The following is a 4,910-nucleotide window of genomic DNA, read 5'->3' as shown; positions in this document are numbered from 1 at the left end:
GAGAACCGCTGGGTCTATCTCGACATCGGCAAGTTCGGCGGCCTCGCCGAGACCATGGACGAGTCGATCCGCTACGCGATCAGGACGCGGCATGACGGCGCCGAGATGACGCCGTGCGTGCTGGCCGGACCGACCTGCGACTCGGCCGACGTGCTCTACGAGAAACAGCCGTATCCGCTTCCGGTGACGCTCGAGATTGGCGACAAGCTGCTGATCGAAGGCACCGGCGCCTATACGTCGACTTACTCGTCTGTGGCCTTCAACGGCTTCCCGCCGCTCAAGACGTACCACATCTGAGCGCACGCTCTCCCGTTCGCGGGAGATGAACGAGAACCGGAAGCCGGGCCGCCGGCTTCCACCCCGTCACAATCGTTTTGCTGACAACTCCGCGGTCACCTGTCCGCTGGAGTGGGGACTGACGCGTCATGGCCGCTGTTCCGACCAAGATCGACGATATCACCAGCATTGCACCGTTCGTCATCCGCACCGAGCGCGCGTCGGACGTGGCCGCGCGGGAAGCGCTGCTTGATGCCAGCTTCGGCGAGGGCCGGCATGCGCGCACCTGTCAGCGCCTGCGTGAGGGACGGAACCCGGCAGACGGTCTCGCCTTTACGGCGACGCGTCGAGGCGAACTGATCGGGACGGTGCGGTTGTGGCACGTCAGCGCCGGCGATACTCCGGCGCTGGTGCTCGGGCCGCTCGCGGTCGAGGCATCCTGCCGCGGGCTTGGCGTCGGCGCCGCCTTGATGATGTGCGCGCTCGATCGTGCGCAGGCGCGCGGCCATGGCGCGGTGATCCTGCTCGGCGACGCGCCTTATTATTCGCGCTTCGGCTTCTGCGCGCTCGGAACCGACAGCATGTCCCTGCCCGGTCCGTTCGAGCGCGACCGACTGCTGGCGCTCGAACTGCGCCCGGGCGCGCTGGAAGGCGCCTCGGGTCTGATTACAGCGACGGGCGTTGTCGTGCCGGGAACGCGGAAAGATCATGCGCGCCGGCGGTCGCTGCCGCGGGCGGCATGAACGGAATCAGAGATGAACGGGATTGGATAAGCGCGCCGGCGCATGGTGCCTTGGTCACCGCGACACGCGCCAAGATGTCGCGGCCCGCGCATTGACATCCCTGCGGATCACCCTACTTTTGAACGATGATGTCGAACGCTTGCAATAACCGTTTGTTGCTGCGCGCAGGTCACCTCCAAGCAGGACGGTGACCCGGACGGACGCGCGCGTCCGTGCCGTCCGGGATAGTTCGACTGCATCCCTAAACCGAACACTTCATCATCCTGGCACGTTGAGCGATGCGTCTTTCGTCGTGAGCCGTGCCACCCGAGTCGTGATCGCAACGATCTCGACACGGCCAATTCGCGGTGAACACCATGCTGGACAATCTGCAAACCCGTCTCCCGGCCATCGCCATCAGCGCGCGCGATGTCGACCGCCTGCGTCACCTTGCCGAGGCCGCAATGGACAAATATCCGGCGACGGCGGAATTTCTCGCGCGCGAAATCGATCGCGCGGAAATCATTCCGGCCGATCGACCGGCGCACAATGTCGTGACGATGCAGTCTGATGTGACGTTCGTCGACGACATCAGCGGCCAGCAGCGGACGGTCACTCTGGTTTATCCGGAAGACGCCGACGTCGATGCCGGCAAGATCTCGATTCTTACGCCTATCGGCGCGGCGCTCATCGGCCTGTCCGGGGGACAGAGCATCGAGTTTCAAACTCCATCCGGCGGATGGCGTTCGCTGACGGTGAGCGCGGTCGGGTGATGCCAGGCGACCCATGACGCTTGGGTCGCACTGTGACGTGCGTGGTTCCGCGGGCGCGGATACGCACGTTACGTTATAAAATATCACAGCGATGATCGCGTACCGGTTCGCGTCAAGAAAACGCGTCAAACAAAAATCATAGAGCCTCGCTTCTGATACCATCAGAAGCGAAAAGGCTCTAGGCTTGGCGTATGCAGGGCAGCCATCATCACGACAGATCCGACCACGGTCACGCGCACCACGGGCACGATCATGACGGGCATGGTCACGGCGCGCATGGTCATTGCGGCCATGCCCACGCCACGGACTTCGGCCGCGCCTTCATCATCGGAATCGGCCTGAATACCGCGTTCGTGCTCGTCGAGGCCGGCTACGGCTTCGCCGCGAATTCGACCGCGCTTCTTGCGGATGCCGGACACAATCTGTCCGACGTCCTGGGGTTGGTGGTGGCGTGGATCGCGGCCGTGCTGTCGCGGCGCCCGCCGACACCGCGCCTGACTTATGGCCTGCGCAAAACCTCGATCCTGGCCGCGCTCGTGAACGCGATCCTGCTGCTGGTCGCATGCGGCGCGATCCTGCTCGAAGCGATCCAGCGGCTGATCCATCCCGAACCGATCGCAAGCCTGACGGTGATGGTGGTTGCCGCGATCGGGATCGTCATCAACGGCATCACCGCCTGGCTGTTCGCATCGGGCCGCAAGACCGATCTCAATATTCGTGGCGCCTACCTGCACATGATGGCGGATGCCGTCGTCTCGCTCGGCGTTGTTCTGGCCGCTGCGGCAATGATGATGACAAGCTGGCTTTGGCTCGATCCGGCGATGAGTCTCGTCATCGTCGCTGTCATCGTCTGGGGCACGTGGGGCCTTTTGCGCGAAAGCACCGCGATGACGCTGGCAGCGGTGCCTTCCGGCATCGATCCCGCCGCCGTACGTACCTTCCTCGGCGAGCATCCCGGCGTTGCGTCGATTCACGATCTCCATATCTGGCCGATGAGTACCACCGAAACGGCGCTGACCGCGCATCTGGTCATGCCGGCGGGAAATCCCGGCGACGCATTTCTGATCGAGACCTGCCGCGAATTGCAGCGCCGCTTCGGCATCGGCCACGCAACGCTGCAAGTCGAGACATCGGACGACGTCGACTGCGCCCTCGCGCCCGACCACGTCGTATGATCATGAGCCATTCCTGACCGCGGCATGACGGCGAAAGCCGCGCCCGGGGCTTGATTTCATCGACGTTTTGTCGTCTTCAAGAGTGCCCGCGGCCGCTTTTTTCCGGCCGGCGATTTCCCGACAATCTGGAGAGTCATGATGTCGTCCAATGCTTCGTCCGTGCATGCGCGCATCACCGGCCCGATCGTCATGATCGGTTTCGGTTCGATCGGCAAAGGCACCCTGCCGCTGATCGAGAAGCATTTCGAATTCGACAAATCCCGCTTCGTCATCATCGATCCGCACGCGGACGACACGCTGGCAAAAAAGCACGGCGTCAGATTCATCAGACAGGCCATCACGCGCGACAACTATCACGACGTCCTTGTTCCACTGCTGACGCAAGGCGGCGGACAGGGCTTCTGCGTCAATCTGTCCGTCGACACCGGGTCCGTCGATCTCATGACCATGTGCCGCGAGATCGGATCACTCTACATCGACACGGTGGTCGAGCCGTGGCTCGGATTTTATTTCGACAAGAGCGCCGGCCCGGAAAAGCGCTCCAACTACGCGCTGCGCGAAACGTTGCTGGCCGCCAAGCGCAGGAGCGAGGGCGGCACCACCGCGGTATCCACCTGCGGCGCCAACCCCGGCATGGTGTCGTGGTTCGTCAAGCAGGCGCTGCTCGATATCGCGCGCGACACCAAGACGGAGTTCAACGAACCGAAGAGCCGCGAAGGCTGGGGCCAACTCGCCCACAAGCTCGGCGTCAAGGGCATCCACATCGCCGAGCGCGACACCCAGCGCGCCAAGACGCCGAAGCCCATGAACGTATTCGTCAACACCTGGTCGGTCGAAGGATTCGTCTCCGAGGGCCTGCAACCGGCCGAACTCGGCTGGGGCACCCACGAAAAATGGATGCCGGAGAACGGCCGCAAACACGACACCGGATGTCAGGCCGCGATCTATCTGCTGCAACCGGGAGCCAACACCCGCGTGCGCTCATGGTGCCCGACACCGGGAGCGCAATACGGGTTTCTGGTCACGCATAACGAGTCGATCTCGATCGCGGACTATTTCACCGTGCGCGACGGACAGAACGTGATCTATCGCCCGACCTGCCATTACGCCTATCATCCGGCGAACGACGCGGTGCTGTCGCTGCACGAGATGTTCGGCGCGGAAGGCAGGATGCAGCCGAAGTGGCATATTCTGGATGAGACCGAGATCGTCGACGGCATCGACGAACTTGGCGTGCTGGTCTATGGCCACGGCAAGAACGCGTACTGGTACGGCTCGCAGTTGTCGATTGAGGAAACCCGACGCGTCGCGCCCTATCAGAACGCCACCGGCATGCAGGTCTCGTCCGCGGTGCTGGCGGGCATGGTGTGGGCGCTGGAGAATCCTGAAGCCGGCATCGTCGAAGCGGATGAAATCGACTTCCGTCGTTGTCTCGAAATCCAACGCCCCTATCTCGGTCCGGTGAAAGGCTTCTACACCGACTGGACGCCGCTGACTGATCGTCCGGGTCTCTTTCCCGAAGACATCGACACCTCCGACCCCTGGCAATTCCGGAACGTGCTGGTGCGGTGATTCAATCATCGTCATTCCGGGAGGCGGGCAGATGCCCGCAGACCCGGAAACTTCTCGTCCCAAAACAACGCGTCTGGATATTCAATCGCGCTTTTGTTTGTTTCGACGCGGGAATGATGAGAGCGTTTTCAAGCGAAGTGACTACCGGTTCGCGTAAAGAAAACGCGTCAAATCAAAAACATAGGGCTCCGCTTCTGATTCCATCAGAAGCGGAAAGGCTCTAGGAGTAGCGCTCCTACTTTTCCCTGATTGGAGGAGCGGTCTTCTCGGCCGGCGCAGGTGGAAGCGCAGGCTGAGCGCCCGCCTTTTGCGCGGGCTCCGGCGCGGGGGTGGTGGGACGCGTGCCGCCGGGCTCGGCTTCCGCAGGTCCGTTCTGTTTGCCGGCGGGCACG

4 protein-coding genes and 1 pseudogene are annotated in these 4,910 nt (G+C 62.8%); all 5 read left to right on the top strand.

Annotated features, from left to right (window positions below; genetic code table 11):
* Positions 1 to 297, top strand: a pseudogene (locus BGN91_RS11040) (ornithine decarboxylase); the annotation flags it as partial.
* A 128-nt stretch (positions 298 to 425) separates the two neighbouring features.
* Entirely contained in the window at positions 426 to 1,019 is a 594-nt protein-coding gene (locus BGN91_RS11035; RefSeq protein WP_292613077.1) for an N-acetyltransferase, read from the top strand.
* Between the two features lie 356 nt (positions 1,020 to 1,375).
* Positions 1,376 to 1,771, top strand: coding sequence for a nucleoside diphosphate kinase regulator (gene rnk, locus BGN91_RS11030; RefSeq protein ID WP_292613081.1), 396 nt, complete (start codon positions 1,376 to 1,378; stop codon positions 1,769 to 1,771).
* Positions 1,772 to 1,962: 191 nt separating this feature from the next.
* The gene (locus tag BGN91_RS11025; RefSeq protein ID WP_292613075.1) at positions 1,963 to 2,946 is read left to right on the top strand and encodes a cation diffusion facilitator family transporter; all 984 of its coding nucleotides are present in this window, start codon (positions 1,963 to 1,965) and stop codon (positions 2,944 to 2,946) included.
* Between the two features lie 135 nt (positions 2,947 to 3,081).
* Positions 3,082 to 4,518, top strand: coding sequence for a homospermidine synthase (locus BGN91_RS11020; protein WP_292613073.1), 1,437 nt, complete (start codon positions 3,082 to 3,084; stop codon positions 4,516 to 4,518).
* The last annotated feature ends 392 nt before the right edge of the window (positions 4,519 to 4,910 follow it).

The organism is Nitrobacter sp. 62-13 (assembly GCF_001896955.1).
GTDB lineage: Bacteria > Pseudomonadota > Alphaproteobacteria > Rhizobiales > Xanthobacteraceae > Nitrobacter.
This window is presented reverse-complemented; position numbering and strand designations above follow the sequence as displayed.

Coding starts and splice junctions, on each gene's coding strand:
- BGN91_RS11035 (WP_292613077.1), top strand. CDS start 426: ATGGCCGCTGTTCCGACCAAGATCGACGATATCACCAGCATTGCACCG.
- rnk (WP_292613081.1), top strand. CDS start 1,376: ATGCTGGACAATCTGCAAACCCGTCTCCCGGCCATCGCCATCAGCGCG.
- BGN91_RS11025 (WP_292613075.1), top strand. CDS start 1,963: ATGCAGGGCAGCCATCATCACGACAGATCCGACCACGGTCACGCGCAC.
- BGN91_RS11020 (WP_292613073.1), top strand. CDS start 3,082: ATGATGTCGTCCAATGCTTCGTCCGTGCATGCGCGCATCACCGGCCCG.